Origin of the sequence: Neoroseomonas rubea, from assembly GCF_016106015.1 — a bacterium.
GTDB classification, from domain to species: domain Bacteria; phylum Pseudomonadota; class Alphaproteobacteria; order Acetobacterales; family Acetobacteraceae; genus Neoroseomonas; species Neoroseomonas rubea.
Map to the genome: position 1 here is coordinate 1 of NZ_JACADQ010000390.1, position 3,735 is coordinate 3,735.

Genomic DNA, 3,735 nt, shown 5'->3' on the forward strand with positions numbered 1-3,735 from the left:
GCTCGCGCAGGCGGTGCGGCGCGCGGGCGGCATCGCGCCGGGCGCGGTCGCGCGGCAGGCGGCCAAGGCCTGCGGCGACCTGGTGCGCGAAGCCGTCGTCCAGCTCGCCCTGCTCTACGGAAGCCTGCGCTTCCGCTGCCTCGTGCTCTGACCGCGATGCGCCTCCCGCCTGCCTCACCCAGACGCGAAAGCCTTGCATGATGCCCGCGCGACGCCTGCTGCTCTCGGCCCTGCTGCTGCCCGCCTGCGCGGAGCGGCGGGGCTTCGACCGCGGCCATGGGGAGGCGGCGGAGCATTTCGACACGCTCGACCCCGCGGCGCGCGACGCCGCGGCGCGCGCGGTCGGCGAGGGGCTGCTGCGCGGCACGGGCGGCTATCGCCTGCAGCCTGGCGACCGGATCGAGGTGCTGTACCACGCCGACAACCAGCGCCTGCGCCCCTACCGCCTGTCGATCGGCGACGAGATCGAGTTCGACTTCGCCTTCGACCGCAGCCTCAATCGCCAGATGGTGGTGCGGCCGGACGGCATGGTCTCGCTGCCGGGGCAGGGGGAGGTCCGCGCGCTCGGCCAGACGCCGGCCGCCTTGTCGGTCGCCGCCGCGCAGCGCTACCGGGAGGTGGCGCGCGACCCGGTCGTGACCGTGATCGTGCGTCGCTTCACGACACCGGTGGACGACCTGGCCGAGGTGGTGCGCAACGGCGCGGAGGGACGCGCGCGCAGCGCGCTGGTGCGGCCGGACGGGCTGCTTGACCTGCCGCTCGTCCAGGGGATGCGCGCGGCGGGGCAGACACTGGACGAGCTGCGCCGCGACCTCGACGCGGCTTACGCGCGCGCGGTGGGCGGGGTGCGCGTCACCGCCCGCCTGTCCGCCATCGCCGCCAACCAGATCTTCGTCTTCGGGGAAGTGCGAACGGCCGGCGCCATTCCCGCGCCCACGCCGCGCACGCTGCTGCAGACCGTCGCCGCGGCGGGCGGGCCGCTGCCCACCGGCGCGATGGACCAGGTGCGCGTGCTGTATTTCGACGCGGCGGGCCGGCCGCGGCTGCGGCAGGTGAACCTCACCCGCGTCCTGACCGATCTCGCGCTGGAGGAGGACATGGTCGTCCCCCCCAACGCCACGGTCTATGTGCCGCCCACCACCGTCGCGCGCGTCGGCCGCTGGGTGGACCAGGTGATCCGGCAGATCTTCCTCTTCAACGGCACCTCGGTCAGCTTCAACTACGGGAACACCTTCCGCTTCCCGAACTGAAGCCGTTCAGGCCCGCGCGCGCCACTTGGCGAGGTCCGCCTCCACCATCTCGGCGATCATCTCCTCGAGGCTCGTCTCCGGCACCCAGCCGAGCCGCGTGCGCGCGCGCGTCGCATCGCCGATCGTGATCTCGACATCCGCCGGGCGCATGAAGCGCGGGTCGATCGTCACATGCGCCTCGTAGTCGAGCCCGACATGCGCGAAGGCGATGCGGCAGAGGTCGCGGATGGACGCCGCGCGCCCGGTGGCGATGACGTAGTCGTCGGCCTTCTCCTGCTGCAGCATCAGCCACATGGCGCGGACATAGTCGCGCGCATGGCCGAAATCCCGCCGCGCATCGAGGTTGCCCATCGGTAGTTCCGTCGCGCGGCCGAGGCTGATGCGCGCCGCGCCGTCGGTGATCTTGCGCAGTACGAACTCGATCCCGCGCAGCGGGCTGTCGTGGTTGAACATGATGCCGTTGCAGGCGAACAGCCCGAAGCTCTCGCGGTAGTTCACCGTCAGGCAATGCGCGAAGACCTTGGCCGAGGCATAGGGGCTGCGCGGATGGAAGCGCGTCTCCTCGTTCTGCGCCGGCGTCTCCGCCTTCCCGAACATCTCCGACGAGCTCGCCTGGAAATACCGTGCCCCGGGCGCGGCGATGCGGAGCGCCTCCAGCATGTTGGCGGTGCCGATGGCGGTGACCTGCGTCGTCAGCAGCGGCTGGTCCCAGGACATGCGCACGAAGGACTGGGCGGCGAGGTTGTAGATCTCGTCCGGCTGGACCTTGCCGAGCAGGCGGATCAGCGAGGACAGGTCGATGAGGTTGCCGTCGACCATCTGCACGCTGCCCGTGCAGCCAAGCCGTCGCAGCCGTTCCTCGACCGCCTCCGAGCCGCCATGCCGGTGCAGCAGCCCGTAGACCTCGTAGCCCTTGGAGAGCAGCAGCGCCGCGAGATAGGCGCCGTCCTGTCCGGTCACGCCGGTGATGAGAGCCCGCGCCATCGCCTTCGCCACTCCCCTGGTGGATGGCCGCGCCTTACACGATCGCGCCGCCGGCGTCCAAGCGCGCCGCGGTCAGCCCACCGGCGGCAGCGCGGGCAGTGCGGGCATCGGGGCTGCGAGCGGCGCCGCGAGCAGGCCGCGCTGGCGGACGTGGAAGCGCATCTCGATCCGCACGCCGTCCTCGGCGAAGGCCACGCGCACCGTCGCACCGGGCCCGAGGTCATGCGCCAGGCCGCGCTCGAGCAGCCGCATGCCGAAGCCGCGCCGCGCCGGGACCGGTGCCGCGACGGGCGGGCCGCCGCTCTCCTGCCAGGTCAGCGTGACCACGTCGTCCTCCCCCAGCGTCCAGGCCAGTTCCACCTCGCCGCCGGGGCGCGACAGGGCGCCGTGGCGCGCCGCATTGGTCGCAAGTTCGTGAAGGGCGAGGACCAGCGCCTGCACCTGCGCAGCGCTGACGAGGATGCGGCCCGAGCCGAGGACGCGGATCGCCTTGCCGCTCTCGATCCAGGGGGAGAGCGCGGCGCGCGCCACGCGCGGCAATTCCACCTCGTCGCCATCCTGGTCGGATATCAGGTCGTGGCCGCGCATCAGCGCCTGCAGCCGGCCGACGAATTCCCGCCCGAGCCCGGCCGCGCCAGCCCCGCGCAGCGACTGGGCCGCGAGCGACTGCACGGTCGCGAGCGTGTTCTTGACGCGATGGTTCAACTCGCTGACCAGCGCCTCGCGCGATTTCTCGGCGCGCACGCGGTCGGTCACGTCCTGCAGCACGGCCGAGACGCCCGTCACCTCGCCCGCCGCGTTCTTCACCGGGTGGCAGGAGGCGAGCCAGTGCCGCAGATGCTGCACCGAGCCGGGCGCCTGGCCCGAGCAGGTCACGTCGAGCACCGGGCGGCCGGAGGCGAAGACGCGACGCTGCGCGTCCTCGAGCGGGCGCGCCAGGCCCTCGGGCATCACCTCATGCGCGGCGCGGCCGATATGGGCCTCGGTCGGCAGGCCGCTGATTGCGGCGAAGCGCGCGTTGACGTTCAAGAATTTCAGCGAGTGGTCGACCAGCGCGAGGCCGACCGGCACCGTGTCGTACACGGCGCGAAGCTCGGCGACGGTCTGGCGCACCTGCGCCTCGTTGACGCGATGCGCCTGGCCGGCACCGCGCGCATCGGCCACGTCATGGATGGCGCCGACCCATTCGAGGAGCAGGCCGTCCTCGTTCACCACCGGCACGCCCGTTGCGCGCACCCAGCGCCAGCTGGCCGTCTCATCGGCGGTGCGCAGGCGGAACTCCACGCCGATCGGGTTGCGCGCAACGAGGCTCCGGCCCCATTCGGCGAGTGTCGGCGCGCGGTCGTCCGGATGCACGATCTCGAGCCAGCCATCGCCGCGGAAGGCTGGCGCGGCCTGGCCGGTCAGGCCGGCCCAGCCGGCGGCGTCGATCCAGCCGCCCGCCGCGTCGGCCCGCCACAGAACGAGGGCGCCGGCCTCGGCCAGCGCGCGCAGGCGCCGT

The 3,735-nt window shown here is 72.9% G+C and carries 3 protein-coding genes; 1 reads left to right on the forward strand and 2 read right to left on the reverse strand.

Features of this window, described 5'->3' with window-relative positions; translation table 11 throughout:
• The first annotated feature begins 197 nt into the window (after nucleotides 1-197).
• Entirely contained in the window at nucleotides 198-1,250 is a 1,053-nt protein-coding gene (locus tag HW577_RS22385) for a polysaccharide biosynthesis/export family protein (RefSeq protein WP_232475158.1), read from the forward strand.
• Nucleotides 1,251-1,256: 6 nt separating this feature from the next.
• Here HW577_RS22385 and HW577_RS22390 read toward each other — a convergent pair whose 3' ends face one another.
• Together HW577_RS22390 and HW577_RS22395 are read right to left on the reverse strand one after the other, a co-directional pair.
• A complete protein-coding gene (locus tag HW577_RS22390) occupies nucleotides 1,257-2,234 on the reverse strand; it encodes a GDP-mannose 4,6-dehydratase (RefSeq protein ID WP_198378329.1) in 978 nt (325 codons plus the stop codon).
• Nucleotides 2,235-2,306: 72 nt separating this feature from the next.
• Nucleotides 2,307-3,735: sensor histidine kinase (locus tag HW577_RS22395; RefSeq protein WP_198378330.1), on the reverse strand; the 1,429-nt coding region annotated here is incomplete at its 5' end.

Excerpts from the sequence above, each read along its gene's own strand:
- HW577_RS22385 (WP_232475158.1), top strand. The coding sequence starts at position 198 with ATGATGCCCGCGCGACGCCTGCTGCTCTCGGCCCTGCTGCTGCCCGCC.
- HW577_RS22390 (WP_198378329.1), bottom strand. The coding sequence starts at position 2,234 with ATGGCGCGGGCTCTCATCACCGGCGTGACCGGACAGGACGGCGCCTAT.